A 22,131-nucleotide genomic window follows, 5' to 3' on the forward strand; every position below is an offset into this window, starting at 1 on the left:
TCCCGCAACGGTTCTCACACGAGGCGCACATGCTGAAATCGCTACGCCCGCAGCTGTTGTGCCGGTTGGACCTCGGTGAGTCCGCGCAGCGACTCGGGCAACGGACTCTGGTGCACGACACCGAGACGCTGGGTGGCACGAGTGAGCGCGACATAGAGTTCGGCGGCGCCCCGGGGTCCGTCGGCGAGGATTCGCTGCGGATCCACGACGAGCACGGCGTCGAACTCGAGGCCTTTCGTCTCCGACGCGGGCACCGTGCCGGGAACCCCCGGCGGGCCGATCACGATGCTCGTCCCCTCGCGGCCCGCCTCGCTTCGCGCGAATTCCTCGATCGCCGCGGGCAATTCGTCGGCGGTGATCCGGCGGGACCAGGGTGCGACCCCGCAGGATCGCACCGAATCCGGCGGTCGGACGTCGGGTGCGAACTCGGCGAGCACATCGGCGGCCACCGCCATGATCTCCGCCGGGGTGCGGTAGTTCACCGTGAGGGAGCGATAGATCCACCGGCCGGGGACGTAGGGCTCCATCATCGTGGCCCATGAGGTCGCGCCCGCCGCCGACCGGCGTTGCGCGAGATCGCCCACGATCGTGAACGACCGGCTCGGGCAGCGCCGCATCAGCACCCGCCAATCCATCGCCGACAGTTCCTGGGCCTCGTCGACCACCACGTGCCCGTAGGTCCAATCACGGTCCGCCGCGGCACGGTCGGCGAGTTCGCGGGTGTCGCGCTCGAGGAAGCGTTCGGCGAGGTCTTCGCCGAAGAGCATGTCCTGGGCGAGCAGATGGTCTTCGTCGTCCATCAGGTCTTCGCGGCTGATGAGGGTGTCCAACACGCCCGCCGCGTACTCGGCCTCGGCTTTGCGTTCGCGCTCGGCGGAGTCGTCGGCGGCCTTGTCGCGGCCGAGCAGGTCCACCAGTTCGTCGAGCAGCGGCACGTCCGACACCGTCCACGCGCCACCGTCGGCCCGCCACAGCACCTCGTCCGCACCCGCCGCGCGCAAACGATCGTGCGACGAATACAGCTCGGACAGCACGGTTTCCGGGCGCAGGACCGGCCAGCACCGATCGATCGCCGCGGTGAACTCGTCGGTCTCGGCGAGCTCGCGGAGCAGGTCGGCCCGCAGCTGTTCCCACGCCTCGGTGTCGTCACGAGTCAGCCACCCCTCCCCGATCCGAGCGATCGCGCGTTCGGTGAGGACGTAGGTGATGATCTCGGTGAACACCGCGCGCGCCTCGTTGTGCGGACGGCCGCTCTCTCGCGCTTCCTGCCTGGCCCACTCCGCGGTCGCGGCGTCGATCCGCACCGTCACGTCGGTGAGCGCGATCGTCAGCGGCGCCTCGGGCAGGCGCTGGCGATCCGCGATCGTCGCCGCCAGGATGTCCAGGATCGGCAGCGAGCCCTTGAGGCGGGCGGCTTCGGGGGTGTCCTCCGCGCTCGCGTGCAACCCGGGCACGAGGTCGGCGGTGGTCGCGAACACGACATTCGTCTCGCCCAGCGAGGGCAGTACATGGGCGATGTGGTTCAGGAAGGCCGGGTTCGGGCCGACCACCAGCACACCCTGGCGCTCCATCCGCCTGCGCTGGGTGTAGAGCAGATACGCGACGCGGTGCAGGGCCACCACGGTCTTGCCGGTGCCGGGACCGCCCTCGATCACGGTCACGCCGGGGTGCTCGAGGCGGATGATCTCGTCCTGTTCGGCCTGGATCGTCGCGACGATATCGCGCATCCCGTCCCCGCGGGGCGCGTCGACGGCGGCGAGCAGAGCGGCGTCCGCTCCGCCCTCGCTCCCGTCCGGTCGGCCGAGCACCTCGTCGGTGAAATCGACCACCTGACGGCCGCGAGTATGGAACTGGCGACGCCTGCGCATGCCCTCCGGAGTGGCCGCGGTAGCGACGTAGAACGCGCGCGCCGCCGGGGCCCGCCAGTCCAGCAGCAGCTGTTCGAGCTCGTTCGACTCGTCGAACAGCCCGATCCGGCCGATATAGGACCGCTCACCCGATGCCGCGTCGAGTCGGCCGAAACACAGTCCGTTGTCGGCCACGTCGAGGCGCTGTACTTCTTTGCCCAGTGCCCGCACCTCGTTGTCGCGCTCCATGGGGGAGTCGCCCTTGGAGCGCAGGGCCGCGCCGTAGCGGCCCTTCACCCGTGCCCGCTCGGCATCGAGGCGCGAGTACAACCCGGCGACATAGCTCCGCTCGGACCGGCGTTCCTCTTCGTACCCGTGCGCTGACATAGGCCCCTAACTGTACTTTTCGGCTGCGACCGGATGATTGTGCAGCACCCACGGGGCCTTGCCGCAAGTCCCCACATGCGCTATACAGTGAAAGTGGAAAGAGCCCCGGCGATGCCGGGGCTCTCGTCTTGTCCGGGCTTGTCAGCCTTCCTGCACATCTGCCCGTACATCGTCTGCCCCAACTGCGTCATCGCACCGAGGTGGTGTTCGTGTGGTCGGAGGCGTCCGGTGATCAGGACTCGCGAATATGATGGGCGGCAAGGTATTCCATTCTCAAGACTCGAAATACCCGGATTCTCTGGGTAATTGCGCAATGATATTTCGATCAGGGAGATAGTCGAACTGTTCTCTGCGCAGTTGTATTACCGGCTACTTATCGGCGGCAACGGCCTCGTCGAGCAGCCGTGCGTTTGTCGAGTTCATTCTCGATGGGATTCGACCTGCTCGATGAGGCGGTGAGGGTGCGCAATCGTTCTCCGAAATTGTTACCCGATCTGAATGAAATCTGACTGTAGCAAATCGAAAGCTATCCAAAATTTGGTGTCTGAACTGGGCATATGTCGGATGGTTCGATCGGGTTCAGTTTTGAGTTATCACTGTTTCATGACGATGTACGCGCAATGCCGGATAGGGGCTGTACGTTTGGGGCTCGAGAGTTTCGCTGGGTTCCATTCAGGTAACGGAGAGGGCGGAAATGGCTACAGTCACGCAGCCGTCGGGGCCGCACACCATGATCTCCCGACGTGATTTCTCCGCAGCGAAAACAGCGATGACGCCGTCGGGTCTGGTGACTCTCGGGTTGATCTTGCTGATTCCCGTATTCATCACGGCGGGGCCGATTCTCGCGTTGGCGTTGATCGCGCGAAGTAACGGTGTCGGCTGGTCCGGCGGGGTGCTCTTCGGGGCCATCGCGACCGTCGTCGTCATGTCGGCACTGGCCTCGGTGTGGGCATTCCGCCTCGCGTGGCAGCGCGGTTCCGCCGCCGCGCGGCAGCACTCGTTCGGTTCTTCTCTCGCGCGGTAGGAGGTCGACACATGCAGACGCAACGACAAGCGGCGACGCCGCTCATCGAACCGCCCGCAGCCACCGCTGCGAACGAATGCCGCCGCCTGCGCATCGTCGCCCGGATCGAGTCGCCCGACCTGTGGGACTCGACCGCCGCCCGCCTGCTCGGCTGCGCCCGTCGGCGCTGGCAGGGCAGACCCGATATCGCCGATCACCCGGCCCTGCGCCGTTGGTCGCAGATCCAGGACTCCCAGCAACGGCCGGAACAGCCGTGCCTGCGCACGCTGTTCGCCGCCTTCGCCTCGGGTTCGCTGGTCGGCGGTGATCCCTGCGCCGACCTCGCCGCCGCGGTCATGCTCCTGTCGAGCTGCCCCGCCGAAGCGGTTCAGCAGGCCGACCCGCTCAACGATCAGCACACGGTGCGCTTCTCGGTGTTCGCCTACCGCGAAGACGACCTTCCCCTGGCCGAAGACATGATCACCACCGCCGTCAAAACCTGCGGCACTCTGCTGGCTCGTCGCTGCACGATCATGCGCCCCCCGGCTCGTTCCACGGCTCCGCTCGTGGACCACCCGATGCCGGACCAACTGGTCCTCGGCAACCTCGGCAGTACCGCCGCCCGCTGACCCGTTCCCGTTGCGTGACCGAGCGACACGCGGTGTCTGATCCTACGTGTGGTCGGTGACGGACTGCCGGCTTTCGCGCCTTTTCGCTTCGATGCCTCCGCGTCCTGGTGCGTTGCTAGCGAAACTAACAGTGCTGCAGTGTATTTCAATGTGACAGCCGCCGTGAGTTCGGATCGTCGTGCGTGCGGCGAGTCGCATCCCGATCGCTTCTCGGCTCGCGGGAAGGCACTTCGGATTGTATGGTTCAGGCAGAGCTGCCCCCGTCGCCGGAGCTGTTGACGACCTGACAGTTCGTGTCAATCTGGTCTGAATCTGCTGTGTATCAACAACATTGACGTTGTGGCTCCGAAGCGACCGCGAGCCGGTCGATCCCGAGGTGTCTCGCCTTCGGGTGCCCGGAGAGCCATGAGTTCGTGCCAGGATGCCCCGCGACGACGCGGAAGCCTTTGTCGTGCAGGCGATTACGCCGCACAGGGGTAAACGTCGGCAGTCCACAACTGCTGTGTTGCCCACCCATAAATCTTGTAAACCATTGTGGTACAGGACAATTGTCGAATCCAAACCTGGAACATGTTGGAATGCTTGACATCTCGAGCTTCCTCCACAAAACTACCCGTCGGTAGCCAGCGAACGGGACGCTCGACCCCGTCGGCTGCGAGAGGTGACTCCCTACGACTGCCCCACCGGAAATGTCCGTAAACCCGTGTCCGGCAGTCGCCGGGGAACCTCTCCGCATCGTGATCACACCAAAGGAGCTCAGCGCTATGGATAATCCCGCGCTACCCGCAGCACAACACTCCGGTGACCAGCACTCAGGCGACCGAGTGGTGGTCATGCCAAGGCCGGCCGGACCGGCCGAGCAACTGGCGCTCGTCACCGAACGGCTGCGGGAACTGCTCATCACCGGTGAAGACTTCGACGCGATCTACACCCACATCCTGGCCGCGCCCGGCAAACGCGTGCGGGCACGGCTCGTCCTGGCCTGCGCCGGCTTGCTGCCCGATGCCATCGATACCGCGGCCCCGCTGCGCGACGCCGTCGACCTCGCCTGCGCGATGGAGATGCTGCACGAATCCTCGCTGGTCCACGACGACATCTGCGACGGCTCGCTGCTGCGCCGTGACGCGCCGTCGGTGCCCGCCGCGTTCGGTGTCCGCACCAGCGCGCGGGCCGGGTTTCACCTGGCAGGCGCCGCGATGCAGGTGGTCGCGCGGGTGCTCACCGACAATCCGGAGGCCTTCGCGCGGGTCGGTGAGGCACCCGGCATCACCTACGCGGATCGGCTCTCCGACCTGTCCTACGGCCAGCTCATCGAGACCCTGCCGCCCTCGATCGACGAGCTCGCGCTGCGCCGTCACTACGAACTCGTGGCCGGGGCCAAGACCGGCACCCTGTTCCGGCTGTCCTGCGCCTACGGCGGCACCGCGGGCGGAGTCGATCTCGATCGGCTGCACGCCCTGATGGAGTACGCCGACCAGCTCGCGCTCGCCTTCCAGATCATGGACGACGTCCGCGACATCGAGGGCGGACCAGGCCTGGGCAAGGACGCGGGCGGTGACCTCGAACGCCGCGTGCCGACCTGGCCGGTCATCGAATGGCTCGGCACGCGACCCGGAGCCCGTGAAATGTGGCTGGACGCGGAGATTTCCAGCGCGACCCTGCAAGAAGACCTGGTCGAGAGCGGTGCGACCAAAGCCGCCCGCCTGGTCGCGATGGACGCCACCGAGAAGGCCACCCGCGCCCTCGACGTCTTCCCGCCTTCCCTCGCGCGCGACGACCTGCGCGAGCTCCTCGAGCAGGTGATATCCCGATGAACACACCACGCCTTCCCCTCCTGATCCGCGGCCTGCGGCACCTGCGTCGCGCACCGGATCTGGCCGCACTGCGAGCCGCGCGGACACCGCGGGAGCTGGCCGCGCTCGCCCTGATCCCGGCGGGGCGCAACCTCGGTATCGCCGTCACCCTGCTGCCCGCGACGTTGCGCGACGAAGCCACCGCCGCGCTGCTCGCCTGTCGCGTGCTCGACGCTTTCGAAGACCTCAGCGACCGTGCGGTGGCCAGCGGTGCCGTGCTGGCGGCGGCGGATTACCTCAACGGTGTCAGCGACACCCTCCCGACGCCGCTACCCGCGCTCGAGGGCGAGATCCGCGACAGCGAAGCCGTCGATCGGGTACTCGCCGAGCGCATCGCCGACATCAGGGCACTGCTCACGGCATTGTCCGAGCGTGGCCGTGAGCGTGTCGGCCACGTGCTCACCGATGTCGGCCGGGTGATGGCCCGCAATATCGACGCACCGCTGACCCGCGTCGCCTACAGCGAGGGCGTGCTCGGCCGGATCACCCACTACGCGTGCGCCCTGGTCGCCGAAGATGTGCTGCCCGAAGCGGATCTGCGCGAGCTCACCGGCTGCGTGGCAGTGATCGCCCAGTCGGCCAACGACCTGCGCGACAACGAGCTCGCGATCTACGGCGCCGCCGACCGCGACGAACTCACGCGGATGGTGATGCTGCGCCAGCTCACCCCCGCCCTCGGCGGCTTCGCGCTACTGGCCAAGCTCGGTCCCGGCACGCCGAGTGTGGGCGCGCGAGCGGCGATGGCGTACATGACGATCACGACCTCGGCATTCCTGTGCCGTGCCGTCGACGCGCCGCCTGCCTTCCGGCGCCCGGTCGCCGCGGCCGCGCTGGCCGCCGCCTCACCGGTGTACTGGACGAAGATGCTCGAGCGGGTACGCCGCAGCGGCGACGCCGCGATCCATCAAATGCTGGATGCCTCACCGGATTTCACCACCGGCTCGGCTTCGGCGTCGCAGGTGCTCGGTGCGGGCGACCTCGCCTCGACGGAAACCTCGTTGATGCCGCTGATCGTCGACACCACCTTCGCGCTGGTACACACGCTGCCCGAAGGTCGCTTGACCGGCGAACTCTCCGATTCGGCGATCCGCACCATGATGATCGCCGATCACCTCGCCTTCGGTGCCATGGAGCGGGTACCGAACCACGAACCCGACGCGATCCGGGCGCTGGCCACACGGCTGCAGCTCGCCGCTCTCGACAACAGCAGCCACCAGTAATCGAGGAACACCTCCTCGATGATCGTCACTACTAGCGAAGGAGCTCTCCTATGAGCACCGGAACGCCCGTCGCGCCCACAGAGAAACCGCCGTTCAGCCGGCGCGTGTTCAAACTCGAGCACGCATCCAACGTCGGCCCGCTGCTCCACATCGCGTTGTGGATGGGCATGACCTCGGCCGCGCTGTTCATTCCAGGCACCTCGGCCTGGTACCTCGCGGTGCCACTGATCATCGTGCTCTCGCTGCTGAACCTCTCGCTGACCATCGGCGTGATGCACATGCACACCCATCGCCCGCTGTTCGTGTCCAAGTTCCCCAATCGGGTGGTCGACATCCTGTGCTGCCTGCCCGGCAACCTGACCGCGGCCGAGATGCGCGAGGTGCATGTCCTCAACCATCACCGGTTCAACGACGGCCCGGGTGATGTCACCGCGACCACCGGTCTGGACAAGGGCATCGGTGCCCTCTGGTACTGGGTCCGCTACGGCATGGTCGTCAAGATCCACACGGTGCGTACGGTTTTCGCCGCGAACCCGGCGCCGCGTCGCCGGAAGACGCGCCACCAGTTCATCTTCGACCTGGCCGTGTACGCGGTCGTGATCGGTTCGGTCTGGTACGTCGCGGGCTTCGAGAAGTTCGTGCTCTTCTACTGGGTGCCGTTCCTCATCACCCAGGTCAACGCAGGCTACTTCGCCTGGCTGAGCCACGCTCCCGCGCGTGGATTCACCGATGAGCCGAGCACCTCGCTGAACAACGCGGGCAACATCCTCAACTTCCTGATCTTCAACCAGGGCTACCACAGCGTGCACCACCGCTACCCCGGCATCCACTGGAGCCAGATCCCCGACAAGCTCGACTACATGCGCGACGTGAACCCCGGCGTCATCGTGCCGTATTGGATGGTGGCGCAGTCGGGTTGGCGTCTGGTCGTGCCCGGCGGCTTCCTCAACGAGGGCTACGGCAACAAGTGGAAGGCGCGTCTGGAGACGCGTTTGGAGGCGGGCACCGTTCGTTCGCGTTTCCTGCCGTGGTTCGCATGGATCTGATGACACCGCAACAGGTTCGGGGCGTGGTGAAAACCCCCTCGCGGCTCGTCCCGTTCCTGTTCTCCTTCGCCGTCTACGGTGTCGCCGGAATCACGGTGCCGTTGATGCTGCTGTTCGCCGGCGGCTGGTGGTTGCCGAAGACGGTGGACAAGGGACAGCACCTGTCCACGGTTCCGGCGATCGCGATCGACCTCGTGCTGCTCGCGCTGTTCGCGCTGCAGCATTCGGGGATGGCTCGGCCCTCGTTCAAGGCCTTCATCACCCGCTGGGTGCCCGAGGCGCTCGAGCGGACCGTCTACATCATCGGCGTGTGCCTGGTGATGTGGGTGATCATGCTGGCGTGGCAGCCGGTGCCGCAGGTGCTGTGGTCGGCCGACGGTGCGGTCGGGGTGGCACTCGACACCGGATTCTGGATCGGTTTCGTGCTGGTCTACGCGGCTACCCTGTTGCTGAACCACTTTCACCTGCTCGGCATCAGCCAGGCCTACCGCCAGTACGTGATCCAGGTACCGGACGCGACGGTCGACCGCCTGCAGGTGAACGGCGTCTACAAACTGGTTCGTCATCCGCTGATGACCGGATTGCTGGTGTCGTTCTGGTTCGCCAGTGAGTTCACCGTCGGGCATCTGGTGTGGGCCCTCGGGCTGACCGGGTACATCCTGCTCGGAACCTACCTCGAGGAGCGCGATCTCATTGCTCGGTTCGGTGCGTCCTATCGTGCCTACGCCGCGCAGGTACCCGCGTTCTTCCCGTCCGTGCGCGCCATTTTCGGCCGATCGTCTCGGTAACCGGCACGGCCGGGCCGAGTCTGGAGAGGAATCGTCGTGAACAGTCCCGTTCGAGAACGTACTGAACACAGCTCCACAGCGACCGGCCCGGTCCGTGGCGTGGGTCGGGCCCACGCCAAGGCGATCCTGCTGGGCGAGCACACCGTGGTACACGGCACGCCCGCCATCGCGTTCCCGCTGCCGACCCTGTCGGTGCGGGCGATCGCGCGTCCCGGCACGCCGGGTTCTGTCATCGAGGTTCCCGAAGGACATTTCGGGTTCGTCGCAGGCAACCCGAACGCCGTGGAGAACTCGCTGTCCGGTCCGCGCGTCGCGGTCGAGGAGGCGTTGCGGCGCTGGGGCCTGACCGGTCACATCGCCCATGTGGTGATGGAGTGCGATATTCCACTCGCTCGTGGGCTCGGATCGAGTGCGGCCTGCGCGGGTGCGGCGGTGCGCGCGGTCGCCGACCTGCACGGCCGGACCGTCGATTCCGTCACGCTCTACGAACTCGTGCAGTGCGGTGAACAGGTCGCGCACGGCAGGGCCAGCGGTATCGACGCGAGCGCGGTGCTGGCCGACGGCCCGATCCGGTTCCACGAAGGAACCGCTACCGCGCTCGACATCGGTCTCGACGCCGCCCTGGTGATCGCCGATACCGGGGTGCCCGGGTCCACTCAGCACGCGGTCGGGGGAGTACGCCGCACGCTCGAGCGCGATCCGTGCTCCGCACGCCGACTCCTGGCGAGGGCGGACGAGCTGATCAGCGGTGCCGCGGCAGACCTCTCGGCCGGGCACGCCGACTCGCTGGGGCGAGTGATGCTCGACTTCCAGGACCTGCTCGCCGAACTCGGCGTCAGCACTCCGCACATCGATACCCTCGTCGCCGCGGCGCTCGACGCGGGCGCGTACGGCGCCAAACTCACCGGCGCCGGCCTCGGCGGCTGTGTCCTCGCGCTCACCGAGACCGGTGACGCCCGCACCGTCAGCGCCGCATTGCGCCGCGCGGGCGCGGTACAGACCTGGACGGTCCCCACCCGCAGCCTGCGGTCCGGCGCGCAGTCCCTATCCGCCTCGACATCGGAACACGGTGCCAACCCATGACTTTCACTCCCGCATCACCCGCGGCTACCGAACGTGGCGCCGTGACCGGGCCGTCCGCCGAGGCTGTCGCGGTCGCGTATCCGAATATCGCCCTGGTGAAGTACTGGGGTAAGCGGGACGAAGAGCTGTTCCTGCCCGTCACGGGCAGCCTGTCGATGACCCTCGACATCTTCCCGACCACCACCTCGGTGCGGCTGATCGACGGACCGGCCGATGTCGTCGAGTTCAACGGTGTCACGGCGACCGGCGCCGCACGCGCCCGCATCGAATCGTTCCTGGATCTGGTGCGGGCCAAGGCAAATCGTGACGACCGTGCGATGGTGGTCACCGCCAACGCCGGGCCGACCGGCGCCGGTCTGGCCTCCTCGGCGAGCGGGTTCGCGGCGCTGGCCACCGCCGCGGCGGCCGCCTACGCGCTCGACGCCGACCCGCGCGCCCTGTCGCGACTGGCCCGACGCGGTTCCGGTTCCGCCTCGCGCTCGATCTTCGGTGGATTCGTCGTCTGGCATGCCGGCGAGGGGGAGGGCGAAGCGGGGGACCTGAGTTCGTACGCGGAGCCCATCGGCGGCGACGAGCTGGATCCGGCCCTGGTGGTCGCCGTGGTGAATCAGGGCGCGAAGGCGGTCTCGAGCCGTGTCGCGATGCGGCAGACCACCGCCACGTCACCGTTCTATCGCCCATGGGCGGAATCGTCGGTGCTGGATCTGGCGGAGATGCGCAAGGCCGTCGCGCGGCAGGATCTTCCCGCGATCGGGGAGATCGCCGAGCGCAATGCCCTCGGCATGCACGCCACCATGCTCACCGCCCGGCCCGGAATCCGGTACCTGTCACCGCATTCGATCGCCATCCTCGACGCGGTGCTCGCACTGCGTGCCGACGGGATCATGGCGTACGCCACGATCGATGCGGGCCCGAACGTCAAAGTGCTGTGCACCCGTGCCGACGCGCCACGGGTCGACGCCGTATTGGACGGCCTCGGCGACTTCGTCACCACCCGGACCGCGCACATCGGTCCCGGCGCGTCCCTGACGGTGCCCGGTACGGGTGGTGATCGATGACCAGTTGTCGCGCTCCCGGCAAGCTCTTCATCGCCGGTGAATACGCCGTGGTCGAGCCGGGACACCTCGCGGTGCTCACGGCGGTCGATCGTTATGCCACCGCCACGGTGACCGGAGTGGATTCCGACCAGGACATCACCCTGTATTCGGATCTGGACGGCGGGATCGCCCTGTCCTGCCGTCGTCACGGTGACGAGTTGATACCCACTCCCGATGCTGTGGTGCCAGAGGAATTCTCCTACGTTTTCGCAGCGGCTTCGGTAGTGCACCGTCTGCTCGTGGAGCGTGCGATCCCCGTATCGTCTTTCCACCTGAGCGTCACCGCCGACCTCGGCGACGCCGACGGTCGCAAGTTCGGCTTGGGTTCCAGCGCGGCTGTCACGGTGGCCACCGTCGCCGCCCTCGGGCAACACTTCGCTCTCGGCCTCGATGCGATGGATCGCTACCGGTTGGCCATGCTCGCCACCATCGCGGTCAATCCCCGCGCTTCGGGCGGCGACATCGCCGTGAGCACCTGGGGCGGCTGGCTCGCCTACCGGTCCCCGGACCGCGCGCAGGTGGCGGCGTCACTGGCCCGCGACGGCGTCGAGGCCACCCTGCGCGCACCGTGGCCAGGCCTGTCGGTTCGCCCGCTGCCCACCCCCACCGAGCTCACCCTGCAGGTCGGCTGGACCGGAAACCCGGCCTCCACGCCTGCCCTGGTCGCCGGACTCGACGGTGACCGCACCACCTTCCGGGCGCACAGCAACGAGTGTGTCGAACGACTCGTCGTCGCCATCGAGGCCGACGACTCCCACGCTGTTCGTCTCGAAATCGACAGCGCCCGAACACTGCTCGTCGACCTCGACGCGATGTCGGGTCTGGGCATCATGACCCCGCGTCTGCACGCGCTGTGTGACGCGGGCGCCGCGGTCGGCGCTGCGGCGAAGCCCTCGGGTGCCGGTGGCGGGGACTGTGGAATCGCGCTCATCGAACGCACCCGTCCCGCCGCGATCGCCGAACTCACGGGCCGTTGGATCACCGCCGGAATTCGTCCGCTGCCCCTGCGGACCCACCCAGTCGAAGGGGACCATCGATGATCGCCGATCGCAAGGACGACCACGTCCGCCACGCGGTGAACCACCAACGCCAGGCCACCGGTAGCAGTGACTTCGACTCCGTCACTTTCGTTCACCACGCACTCGCGGGCATCGACGCCGACGAGGTCTCCCTCGCGGTAGACGTCGCTGGAAAGCAGTGGGCCACACCACTGTTCGTCAACGCGATGACCGGTGGCAGTACCAAGACCGGCGAGATCAATCGCCAGCTCGCCATCGCCGCCCGCGAGACCGGCATCCCGATCGCCTCCGGATCGATGAGCGCCTACTTCCGTGATCCGTCGGTCGCGGGCACCTATCGCGTGCTGCGGCAGGAGAATCCGCACGGATTCGTGATGGCCAATGTGAATGCGAACGCGACCGTCGACCAGGTGCGCAGCGCCGTCGATCTCCTCGAAGCCGATGCGTTGCAGATCCATCTCAACGCCGTGCAGGAAGTGGTCATGCCCGAGGGTGACCGCTCGTTCGGGTCGTGGCCGCGTCGGATCGAGGAAATCGTCGCCGCTACCGCCGTGCCGGTCTTCGTCAAAGAAGTCGGGTTCGGACTGAGCAGACAGACCGTCAGCTGGTTGCGCGACGCGGGCGTGGCCGTGGCCGACGTGGGTGGGCGCGGCGGTACCAATTTCGCGCGCATCGAGAACGATCGGCGGGTAGGCGGCGACTTCGGGTTCATCGAGAGCTGGGGCCAGTCCACCCCGAACTGCCTGCTCGACTGCGCCGACCTCCCCGGCATCGATATCGCCGCGTCCGGCGGCATCCGCTCGCCACTGGACATCGCGCGCGCACTCGCGTTGGGCGCCGACGCGACCGGTGTCGCCGGCGCGTTCCTGGAAACCCTGGTCAGCCACGACACCGCCGCCCTGGTCGACAAGATCGGGACCTGGCTCGACCAACTGCGCACCATCCTCACCGTGCTCGGCGCCCGCACGCCGGCGGATCTGGTCGGTGCCGACCTGCTCGTCACCGGCGAGGTCGCGAGCTTCTGCCAACTTCGCGGTATCGACGCCGCGGCACTCGCCCACCGGAGCCCCTGGTGGCGTGAATCCGAACATCGAGAAGGAGTCACCCATGAATGACATGTCGTACGCGGCGGTGCCGATGCAGTGGGTGGGACCTGTGCGCATTACCGGAAACGTCGTCGACGATGCCGTCGACGTTCCTCTCGCCACCTACGAGACCCCGCTGTGGCCTTCGGTCGGACGCGGCGCGCGGATCAGCACCCTGGCGGAGAAGGGCATCGTCGCGACGCTGATCGACGAGCGGATGACGCGCTCGATCCTGTTGGAGGCCGACGACGCGTACACCGCCTACACCACGGTCCAGCAGTTAGAAGGCCGCATGGCCGAGCTCCAGGAGGTGGTCTCGGGCAGTAGTCGTTTCGCCCGGCTCATCGACCTGCACCATCAGATCACCGGCAACCTACTGTTTCTGCGCTTCGAATTCACCACCGGTGACGCGTCGGGCCACAACATGGCGACCCTGGCCAGCGATCACCTGATGGATCACATCCTGTCGACCATGCCCGGTGTGCGCTACGGCTCGATCTCGGGCAACTATTGCACCGACAAGAAGGCCACCGCGGTCAACGGCATCCTGGGTCGCGGTAAGAACGTGATCACCGAACTGCTCATCCCACGCGAGGTGGTCGAGCAGCGGCTGCACACCACCGCGGCGCAGGTGGTGCAGCTCAATATCCGCAAGAACCTGATCGGCACCCTGCTGGCGGGTGGAATCCGTTCCGCCAACGCGCATTACGCCAACATGCTGCTCGCGTTCTATCTGGCCACCGGTCAGGACGCCGCCAATATCGTCGAAGGATCCCAGGGCATCACCCATGCCGAGGATCGCGACGGCGACCTCTACTTCTCGTGCACCCTGCCCAACCTGATCGTGGGCACGGTCGGCAACGGCAAGCACGCGAGTTTCGTCGACGAGAACCTGGAACGCCTCGGCTGCCGCGAAGACCGGCAGCCCGGCGAGAACGCCCGACGCCTCGCGGTGATCGGAGCGGCCACCGTGCTGTGCGGGGAGCTGTCGCTGATGGCGGCACAGACCAATCGCGGTGAATTGATGCGTGCCCATACCCAATTCGAGCGGTCCACCACGAGCAACGGAATCTCACGATGACAACTACGCCGGTCGGTATCCACGACCTTTCGTTCGCCACCACCCATTACGCTCTCGATCACGCCGTCCTCGCCGAGCGACTCGGCGTGGATCGCGACAAGTTCTACCTCGGCATCGGCCAGGAGAAGATGAGCGTCGCCGCCGCCGACGAGGACATCGTCACCATCGCCGCGGCTGCCGCCAAGCCGATTCTGGAGCGGCACGGCACCGACAACATCCGCACCGTGCTGCTGGCTACCGAGACCGGTGTCGACCAGTCCAAAGCCGCCGCGCTGTACCTGCATTCGCTGATCGGGCTGCCCAACGCCGCCCGTGTCGTCGAGCTCAAGCAGGCCTGCTACGGCGGCACCGCCGGGCTGCAGTTCGCGGCGGGCCTGATCGCCCGCGACCCGTCGCAGCGGGTGCTGGTCATCGCCGCCGACATCGCCAAGTACGAACTCGACACCCCGGGTGAGCCGACCCAGGGCGCCGCCGCCGTCGCGATGCTGGTCACCGCGGACCCGGCGATCCTGGCACTCGACCCGATCTCGGGGCTCTACAGCGCCGACATCATGGACTTCTGGCGCCCGAACTACCGCACCGAAGCCATCGTGGACGGCAAGACCTCGGTCAACGCCTACCAGAAGGCCGCCCAGGAGGCGTGGACCGACTACCGCCGCCAGGGCGGTCGTGAACTCGGTGAGTTCGCCGCGTTCTGCTACCACCAGCCCTTCACCAAGATGGCCTACAAGGCACACCGGCACCTGCTCGAGAGCCAGGGCCACACCGCCGATGCCGAGGCCATCGAGGCCGCGATCGGCGCCACGACCACCTACAACCGCACGGTCGGCAACAGCTACACCGCCTCGCTCTATCTGGGCTTGGCCTCGCTGCTCGACCACGCCGACGACCTCACCGACAAGGCGCTGGCCATGATCAGCTACGGGTCGGGCAGCGTCGCCGAATTCTTCAGTGGCACCGTGCAGCCCGGCTACCGCGCGCACCTGCGGACAGAGGCGAACCTGGCGACGATCAGCTCGCGTGAGCTGCTCGGGTACGAGCGCTACCGGGACCTGCACGAGGCCACCTCGCCCAGCGACGGCGCCTACCACGCCATGGTCGAGGAGACTCGCCGCCCATACCGGCTCGCCGCCGTCTCCGGTCACAAACGCATCTACGAATCCCGCTGAGGTCGCCCCATGAGCAGTAACGACACACGCCACGTCCAGGTCATGATCGTGGGCAGTGGGCTGTCCGGCCTCGGCACCGCCATCCGGCTGAGCCAGCGTGGCCTGTCCGACTTCGTGGTCATCGAACGCGGCCCCGATGTCGGCGGGACCTGGCGCGACAACACCTATCCGGGTGCGGGCTGCGATGTGCCCTCGCACCTGTACTCGTATTCGTTCGCGCTCAATCCTGATTGGTCCCGGTCGTTCTCGCCCCAGCCGGAGATCGAGCAGTACCTGCGCACCGTGTCCGAACGCTACGGCGTTCGCGACAAGCACATCTTCGACTGCGCGCTGACCGCGGCCCGCTGGAACGATGCCGACCGCCGGTGGGATATCGAGACCAGCAAGGGCACCTTCACCGCCGACTTCATCGTCTCGGCGGCGGGCGTGCTCGCCGAGCCGAAGCTTCCGGATATCAAGGGCATCTCGAGCTTCGAGGGCGAGGTCTTCCACTCCGCGCGCTGGAACCACGACGCTACTCTGGCCGGCAAGAAGGTCGCCGTCATCGGCACCGGATCCTCGGCGGTGCAGATCGTCCCATCGATCGCGCCCGAGGTGGAGCACCTGGACGTGTACCAGCGCACCGCCACCTGGGTGATGCCGCAGATCTCGCGGCCGTACCTGGGGCTGGAACGATTCGCCTTCAAGCGGATTCCGGGTCTGCAACGGTTGATCCGGGCGCTGATCTACATCACGCGTGAGCTGTTCGTGATCACGCAGGTGAAGTACCCGTGGACCGGCATCGTGCTGGAAACGGTCGGGCGATTCAAGATGCGCTTCGAGATCCGGGACCCGGAGTTGCGGCGAAAAGTGCTGCCCCAGCACCGGATCGGCTGTAAGCGCATGCTCGTGTCGAACAAGTTCTACGGCGCGCTCGATCGCGACAACGTCGACGTCGTCACCGACGGCATCGCCGAGGTTCGCAGCGGGTCGATCGTGTCCGAGGACGGCACGGAGCGGGAGGTGGACGCCATCGTGCTCGCCACCGGTTTCCACGTTGCCGATTCGCCGACGTTCAACCTGTACACCGGTCGCGACGGCCGGACCGTGTCCGAGGCGGCCGATGCCGAGGGCTACCAGATGTACAAGGGCACGACCGTCTCGAATTTCCCGAACATCTTCTTCATGCTCGGCGCCAACTCCGGGTTGAACTACACCTCGCTGATCTACATCATCGAATCCCAGATCAACTACATCGTCGACGCGATCACCACGATGGAGCAGCGCAACCTGCAGTCCTTCGAGGTCCGCCTGGACGCGCAGGTCGAATACAACGACAAGCTCCAGCCGAAGATGGCCCGCACCGTGTGGGTCAACGGCGGCTGCACCAGCTGGTTCCTCGACAACCATGGCAACAACTCCGCGCTGTGGCCGGACTTCAGCTTCAAATATCGGCGCATGGTGCGGAAGTTCGACATCGACGCCTACGACACCACCACGAAGACACTGTGACCGCATCGCAGGGGCGCCACACCCGCGTCGCGATCATCGGTGCCGGGTTCGCCGGGTTGGGTGTGGCTATTCGCTTGCGCCAGTTGGGTATCACCGACTTCGTCGTCTTCGAACGCGGCAGTGATGTCGGCGGTACGTGGCGTGACAACACCTATCCCGGCGCCGGGTGCGATGTGCCCTCGCAGCTGTATTCGTATTCGTTCGCCCCCAATCCGGACTGGACGCACTCGTTCTCGACACAGCCGCAGATCCAGCGGTACATCCAGGACGCGGTCGACCGGCACGGGGTCCGCGATGCGGTCGTCCTCGAGTGCGAGGTCACCGACGCGCGGTGGAACGACGCCACCGCGCGGTGGGAGATCCAGACCGGCGACGGCGCCTACACCGCCGAGATCATGGTGTCGGCGGCCGGCCCGCTGAGTGCCCCGAATCTGCCCGATATCAAGGGCATCAACACTTTTCGTGGTCCGATCTTCCACTCCGCGCGCTGGGATCACGAGTTCGAGCTCGCGGAAAAGCGCGTCGCGGTCATCGGTACCGGCGCGTCCGCGATCCAGATCGTGCCGTCGATCGCGGGCGAGGTCGCCCGGCTCGACCTCTATCAGCGCAGCGCGCCGTGGGTGCTGCCGCGGATGGGCCGCAAGTACACCTGGCTGGAGCGGCTGTACTACCGGCGAGTTCCGGGTGCGCAGCGGCTGGCCCGGCTCGGGGTGTACTGGGTGCGTGAGTCTTTCGTGCTCTGGCAGTCCAAGTACCCACCGCTCGCCGACTTCTTCTCGTTCGGTGCGCGGATCAAGATGTGGTCGGTGATCCGGGATCGGGAGCTGCGCCGCAAGCTCACCCCCGGCTACCGTCTCGGGTGCAAGCGCATGCTGATCTCGAACGTCTACTACCCCGCGCTGGCCCGCGACAATGTCGAGGTCGTCGTCGACGGCATCGCCGAGATCCGCGAACACTCGATCGTCGCCGACGACGGCACCGAACGCGAAGTCGACGCCGTCGTGCTGGCCACGGGCTTCCGGATCACCGACTCGCCGACCTACGACCTGATCAGCGGGCGTGACGGGCGCACCCTGTCTGAGGTATTCGGCGCCGAGGGCATCAGCGGGTACAAGGGCACGACCATCGCGAACTTCCCGAATCTGTTCGTGATGATCGGCCCGAACTCCGCGTTGAGCTACACCTCGGCGGTGTTCACCATCGAATCCCAGATCAACTACATCATCGACGCCGTCACGACGATGACGACCGGTGGCCTGCGCAGCGTCGAGGTCCGCGAGGACGTGCAGGCCGCCTACAACCGGGACCTGCAGAAGAAATTCGACGGCACCGTCTGGAACACGGGCGAATGCACCAGCTGGTTCGTCGACGAGAACGGCCATAACGCCACCCTGTGGCCGGATTTCAGCTACCGGTTCCATCGGATGCTGAAGACCTTCGATGTCGAGGCCTACGAGACGACCCGGTCAGAATGAATTCTGCCGCGAGCTGACGGTCGGCGGCCGCGAGGAGGCCCGCAGTGGGTTCGCGGTGGGGAAGGTGATCGAGGGCAGGGTCACCCACATGCGCACCCGGGTGCCGGTCTCATCGTGGTCGAAGGTGAGATCCTCGGTGAGTACCCGCATCATCTCCACGCCGCGACCGCGGTAGCCGGGGTCGGTGGGAGTGGGGATCCAGCTGCCGTGGTCGGCGATCTCCAGGACCACCCGGTCGCCGTCGCAGCGGGCCGTGAGACCGACGCGGCCGGGTTCGGTGTCGCGGTAGGCGTGTTCGACGCTGTTGCTGCAGGCCTCGTTGGCCGCGGCGACGAGGTCGGCGGCCAGATCGTGCGGGACCGCGGCGGTGGCGAACCAGCGGTAGAGACCACGGCGCACACCGGCCAGTTCGGTTGCGGCAGCGGGAAAGTCGAGGCTCAGCGGCTCCGGGGGCTGCCGGTAGACGACCATGGCGACGTCGTCGTCGTAGCCCGCGGGCGGGCACAGCCGCGACAGCACCGCGTCGGCGACATCACGGGGGAGTGCGGCACCGGTTTCGCTGAGCACGTCGGCGATCTTGACGAAGCCCTCGGCGATGTCGTACCCGCGCTGTTCGACGAGGCCGTCGGTGAACAGCACCAGGGTGGCGCCCGGTGGGAGCGCCGTGGTGGCTTCCGGCCTGCGTGGGGTATCGAAGGTGGCCAGGGGGACCGCGCGTCCGCCTTCGAGGATGCGGCCCGGTCCGCCGGGCGGTGCGAGGACGGGCGGCATGTGGCCCGCGTTCGAGTAGCGCACCATCCCGCGCTCGGGGTCGAGCACGGCCGCGCACACCGTCGTACACATGGCGCCGGGGATCCGGGAGGCCACGGCGTCGAGTTCGGCGAGCAACTGTGCCGGTCCGGCGCCACGCAGCAGCAGAGCCCTTGCCGCGGTACGCAATTGGCCCATCACCACGGCGGCCGACAGACCACGACCGACGCAGTCACCGACGACGACGCCGATGGTGCCGTCGCGCAACGGCACCACGTCGTACCAGTCGCCGCCGATCTCGAGCGGCGGCAAGGCGGGTTCGTAGTGCACCGAGAACCGGGGCGGCAGTTCGATCGGCCCGAGCATCGCCCGCTGCAGGGTGAGCGAGGTGGCGCGAGCCTGGTCGAAGTTGCGGGCGCGCTGGAGCGCGACGCTGAGATGACCCACGAGCAGTGAGTACAGAGCCCAGTCGGCGGCGCTGACCGCGCGTGGCGCACCGAAGCGCACCCACAGCGCCGCGTCCCCGGTCTCGCCGAGCGGTGCGACGACCGCGTCGACCCCGCCCTCGTCACCGGTGATGGCCGAGAGCCCACGGGCGGACTGCCTGCGTGAGCGGTCGAGCAGGGCCTGGGTGTCGTCGTCGAGCACGACGGGGCCGTCGGCGCGCGGGCCGCTCTGCCGCATCGGCGCCACGGTGAATTGTGATGCGATACCGATGGTTTCGGGTGTCGGCTCCGCTTCTTTGCTCGACGGTGTCACGCCACAGGAGTAGACATCGGGGCGTCCGGTCCGGCTCGGCCAGATCGCGACCAGCGCGGTCTCGGCGCCCATGGTCCGGCGCAGTTCGTCGAGTCCGACCGCGAGGACCTCCACCATGCTCGTCGCCGCGCCGACGGCGGTGGCCAGGCGGGAGGCGGCCTGGTCGCGGGCCTGCGCGTCGTGTTCGGCGGTCACATCGCGCACGGTGCCGACGAAGATCCGTTCGTCGTTCTCCTGCTTCACCAGCGAGCTGGCGCTCACCGCCAGCCAGCGTTCGCGGCCGTCGCGATGACGCACCGGCATCACGAATCGTGAAGCCTCCGTGCCGATCTGGGGGTATCCGGCGCGATCGGTCAGTGCCCACGGATGGGGCAGCCGGAACGGCACCTCGGTGGCGCCGTATCCGGTGAGCACCCCGAACGCGGAGTTCACCTCGACGATGGTGCCGTCGTCGTCGGCGACGAAGAACCCGTCCTGCAACGATTCGACCAGTGCGGTGCGAAAGGCGTCGCGGCCTTCGAGATCCTCGGCGCGGGAACGCTGTTGCTCGTAGCGGCGGGTGCCGTCGAGGTAACCGCGGGTGGCGATGTCCAGTGCCGCCATGGTCTGCAGCAGGAATTCCAGTGCTACCTCGGCGCGGCGCGGATCGGCCTGCGTTTCGCTGTCCTGGGCAACAGCGCGGAAGTGATGCTCGGTGAGATCGAGCAGGCTGATGCCTTCGACGAGGGCCCGTCTGCCGAGGTCGTATCCCTCCGAGAGGCCGGCCTGGCCTGGCGCGGCGACGTGGCGGCGCATCGCCGCCGAATAGTCGTCGAGAAATGCGACCAGGACCGCGCTCATCGGCAACCTCTCATCGGCCCGGTTCGGGGGAACAGGCCGCGGTGTCGTGGCCTCGGGAAAGAGGTCCACGGAACAGGGGCGCACGCAGTGGTGCGACGTCGGGGCCTCACGGGCACGGCCCGCGGAAACGTGCCGCGAGCACCAGTGCGTCGTCGGTGTCCTTCGCATCGCGAGCGAGCAGATCGCCCGCGATGGCGGTGGCGGTTTTGGCCAGGTCGAGCGATTCCGGGCCGACCGCGACGATCCCGTCGGTCGCCATCAGCAATAGATCGCCGGGGCGGATCGGCAGGGTCTGCGGCTGCAGGTGCGAGGGCAACCGGTACCCGACGATGCCGCCGGTGAGCAGCATCGTCGCCCGCAGCTCCGGACCGGCCGGGCCGAGAGTGAGCAATCGCGAATCGACGTTGCCCACGCCGAGCCATTGCAACGTCTCGCCCGGCTCGATCAGCGCCAATGACACTGCGGCGCCACGGGTTTCGACCATCGCGCGATGGCAGAGCACCATCAGCACGTCCAGCGGTTCGCCGCAGTTCTCGGTGAGGATGGCCATCGCGCGATCGGCGGCCTCGGCCGCGGGAGCACCGTGACCGAGCCCGTCGAGCACCGCGAACAGCACGCCGGCGCCGGTGTCGAGCACGAGCGCGCGGTCGCCGGAGACGTCCTGGCCGGGCAGAGCCCGGCCGGCCGTCGACCACTCCATGCGCCCGATGATCCCGTCCTCATGCAACGTCGGGTACCCACTTCCACATCTCGATCAACGTCCCGCGGCCCGGGGCGGAATCGATGGTGAGGCGGTCCATCAGTCTGCGCGCGCCGGGCAGCCCGAGTCCGAGTCCGCGGCCGGTGGAATAGCCGTCTTCCAGCGCGCGGGGAATGTCACGGATGCCGGGGCCCTGGTCCTCGGCTTGGATGACGAGCGCGCGGCGACCCTCGCGCAAGTCGATGAGCAACCTGATCTCGCCGCTGCCCGCGTAACTGGTGATGTTGCGGGCGATCTCGGAGATGGCGGTGGAGATCATCGTGCGGTCGGTGAGGGTGAAACCGAGGTCACCGGCCAACTCGCTCCCGGCCTGCCGGGCGGTGACGATGTCCTCGGACACCTTGACCGCGATCGCCACCTGCTCAGCGGCCACTGTCGCGACCGTCTCGTCGCCGCGGGTGCCGATTCAGCCAGGAGAGGCCTTCCTCGAGATCCAGCGCGGTGTGCATGTCTTCGAATGTAAGGCCCAGTTGCACCATGGCGAAGGCCACCTCGGGCTGCAACCCGACGATGACGGTTTCCGCGCCGCGCAACTGGGTCATGTGCGCGATGGTGCGCAACGAGCGCGCGGCGAAGGAATCCATCACGTCGATGGCGGTGACGTCGACGATGATGCCGGTCGCGCGGTAGCGACTGACCTGCTTCATCAGGTCGTCCTGTAACCGCTCGGTGTCGGCATCGGTCAACGCCGACTGCACGGACGCGATCAGGTACGTGCCCTGCTTGAGAATAGGTACCGGCATGGTGGC

At 67.3% G+C, this 22,131-nt stretch carries 19 protein-coding genes; 14 read left to right on the forward strand and 5 right to left on the reverse strand.

The window, feature by feature from the left end; translation table 11 throughout:
* Positions 1-41 precede the first annotated feature (41 nt).
* A complete protein-coding gene (helR, locus tag NS1_RS09120; protein WP_062983293.1) occupies positions 42-2,234 on the reverse strand; it encodes an RNA polymerase recycling motor ATPase HelR in 2,193 nt (730 codons plus the stop codon).
* 694 nt (positions 2,235-2,928) lie between these two features.
* Here helR and NS1_RS09125 point away from each other — a divergent pair.
* The 14 genes from NS1_RS09125 (at position 2,929) to NS1_RS09190 (ending at position 18,273) form a co-directional block, all read left to right on the forward strand.
* Positions 2,929-3,258, forward strand: coding sequence for a hypothetical protein (locus NS1_RS09125; protein ID WP_157125137.1), 330 nt, complete (start codon positions 2,929-2,931; stop codon positions 3,256-3,258).
* An 11-nt stretch (positions 3,259-3,269) separates the two neighbouring features.
* Entirely contained in the window at positions 3,270-3,866 is a 597-nt protein-coding gene (locus NS1_RS09130; protein WP_062983297.1) for a hypothetical protein, read from the forward strand.
* Positions 3,867-4,630: 764 nt separating this feature from the next.
* A complete protein-coding gene (locus NS1_RS09135; protein ID WP_255284468.1) occupies positions 4,631-5,680 on the forward strand; it encodes a polyprenyl synthetase family protein in 1,050 nt (349 codons plus the stop codon).
* The gene (locus NS1_RS09140) at positions 5,677-6,939 is read left to right on the forward strand and encodes a hypothetical protein (protein WP_062983300.1); all 1,263 of its coding nucleotides are present in this window, start codon (positions 5,677-5,679) and stop codon (positions 6,937-6,939) included. Before NS1_RS09135 ends, NS1_RS09140 begins: the two co-directional genes overlap by 4 nt.
* A 50-nt stretch (positions 6,940-6,989) precedes the next feature.
* Positions 6,990-7,985: a fatty acid desaturase gene (locus NS1_RS09145; protein ID WP_062983302.1), complete on the forward strand. Its 996-nt coding sequence runs from the start codon at positions 6,990-6,992 to the stop codon at positions 7,983-7,985.
* Positions 7,985-8,773: a methyltransferase family protein gene (locus NS1_RS09150; protein ID WP_255284469.1), complete on the forward strand. Its 789-nt coding sequence runs from the start codon at positions 7,985-7,987 to the stop codon at positions 8,771-8,773. The genes NS1_RS09145 and NS1_RS09150 overlap by 1 nt, the downstream gene beginning before the upstream one ends.
* Positions 8,774-8,809: 36 nt before the next feature.
* A complete protein-coding gene (gene mvk, locus NS1_RS09155; RefSeq protein ID WP_062983307.1) occupies positions 8,810-9,856 on the forward strand; it encodes a mevalonate kinase in 1,047 nt (348 codons plus the stop codon).
* Positions 9,853-10,914 carry a diphosphomevalonate decarboxylase gene (mvaD, locus tag NS1_RS09160; RefSeq protein WP_062983309.1) on the forward strand — a complete coding sequence of 354 codons (1,062 nt, stop codon included), beginning with the start codon at positions 9,853-9,855 and terminating at the stop codon, positions 10,912-10,914. Before mvk ends, mvaD begins: the two co-directional genes overlap by 4 nt.
* Entirely contained in the window at positions 10,911-11,993 is a 1,083-nt protein-coding gene (locus NS1_RS09165; protein WP_062983317.1) for a phosphomevalonate kinase, read from the forward strand. The genes mvaD and NS1_RS09165 overlap by 4 nt, the downstream gene beginning before the upstream one ends.
* Positions 11,990-13,087: a type 2 isopentenyl-diphosphate Delta-isomerase gene (gene fni / locus NS1_RS09170; RefSeq protein ID WP_062983319.1), complete on the forward strand. Its 1,098-nt coding sequence runs from the start codon at positions 11,990-11,992 to the stop codon at positions 13,085-13,087. Before NS1_RS09165 ends, fni begins: the two co-directional genes overlap by 4 nt.
* The gene (locus NS1_RS09175; RefSeq protein ID WP_218019143.1) at positions 13,080-14,138 is read left to right on the forward strand and encodes a hydroxymethylglutaryl-coenzyme A reductase family protein; all 1,059 of its coding nucleotides are present in this window, start codon (positions 13,080-13,082) and stop codon (positions 14,136-14,138) included. The genes fni and NS1_RS09175 overlap by 8 nt, the downstream gene beginning before the upstream one ends.
* On the forward strand, positions 14,135-15,307 hold the full coding sequence (locus NS1_RS09180; RefSeq protein WP_062983321.1) for a hydroxymethylglutaryl-CoA synthase: 1,173 nt from the start codon (positions 14,135-14,137) through the stop codon (positions 15,305-15,307). The genes NS1_RS09175 and NS1_RS09180 overlap by 4 nt, the downstream gene beginning before the upstream one ends.
* A gap of 9 nt (positions 15,308-15,316) precedes the next feature.
* Positions 15,317-16,798 carry a flavin-containing monooxygenase gene (locus NS1_RS09185; RefSeq protein ID WP_062983323.1) on the forward strand — a complete coding sequence of 494 codons (1,482 nt, stop codon included), beginning with the start codon at positions 15,317-15,319 and terminating at the stop codon, positions 16,796-16,798.
* Positions 16,795-18,273, forward strand: a complete 1,479-nt coding sequence (locus NS1_RS09190) for a flavin-containing monooxygenase (protein ID WP_062983325.1) — start codon at positions 16,795-16,797, stop codon at positions 18,271-18,273. Before NS1_RS09185 ends, NS1_RS09190 begins: the two co-directional genes overlap by 4 nt.
* Here NS1_RS09190 and NS1_RS09195 read toward each other — a convergent pair.
* The 4 genes from NS1_RS09195 to NS1_RS09210 all read right to left on the reverse strand — a co-directional run bounded on the left by NS1_RS09195 (position 18,265) and on the right by NS1_RS09210 (position 22,125).
* Positions 18,265-20,622, reverse strand: coding sequence for a SpoIIE family protein phosphatase (locus NS1_RS09195; protein ID WP_056809994.1), 2,358 nt, complete (start codon positions 20,620-20,622; stop codon positions 18,265-18,267). The genes NS1_RS09190 and NS1_RS09195 overlap by 9 nt on opposite strands.
* A gap of 106 nt (positions 20,623-20,728) precedes the next feature.
* Positions 20,729-21,322: a SpoIIE family protein phosphatase gene (locus NS1_RS09200; RefSeq protein ID WP_165610319.1), complete on the reverse strand. Its 594-nt coding sequence runs from the start codon at positions 21,320-21,322 to the stop codon at positions 20,729-20,731.
* Between the two features lie 19 nt (positions 21,323-21,341).
* Complete coding sequence (locus tag NS1_RS09205) at positions 21,342-21,755, reverse strand: ATP-binding protein (protein WP_056809992.1); 414 nt, start codon at positions 21,753-21,755, stop codon at positions 21,342-21,344.
* Positions 21,745-22,125 (reverse strand): STAS domain-containing protein, encoded by a 381-nt coding sequence (locus NS1_RS09210; protein ID WP_056809990.1) that lies wholly within the window; start codon positions 22,123-22,125, stop codon positions 21,745-21,747. Before NS1_RS09210 ends, NS1_RS09205 begins: the two co-directional genes overlap by 11 nt.
* Positions 22,126-22,131: the final 6 nt, after the last annotated feature.

The sequence above is a fragment of the Nocardia salmonicida NBRC 13393 genome, assembly GCF_001613085.1.
Classification (GTDB): domain Bacteria; phylum Actinomycetota; class Actinomycetes; order Mycobacteriales; family Mycobacteriaceae; genus Nocardia; species Nocardia salmonicida.